At 47.7% G+C, this 264-nt stretch carries 1 rRNA gene; it reads right to left on the reverse strand.

Annotation, left to right across the window (positions count from 1 at the left end):
• Positions 1–263 (reverse strand): 16S ribosomal RNA (locus ACE419_RS11615); the annotation flags it as partial.
• Position 264: the final 1 nt, after the last annotated feature.

A 264-nucleotide genomic window follows, 5' to 3' on the forward strand; every position in this document is an offset into this window, starting at 1 on the left:
CAGTCCTTTCGGACTGTTGTCCCCATCTTTACGGCAGGTTGTCTACGCGTTACTCACCCGTTTGCCACTCGACTTTCTATTTTCATCACTCAACCTCGAAGTTAAGCACTTTATAAAAGTGTGGTGAATGCTTCGCATTCACGACGCTTCCCGTCACGCCCTTCTTCAAAGCTCAGTGATGAAAATAAATCGTCTCGTTCGACTTGCATGTGTTAAGCACGCCGCCAGCGTTCGTCCTGAGCCAGGATCAAACTCTCCATAAAA

This window comes from Mitsuokella apri, from assembly GCF_047974105.1.
Lineage (GTDB): Bacteria > Bacillota > Negativicutes > Selenomonadales > Selenomonadaceae > Mitsuokella.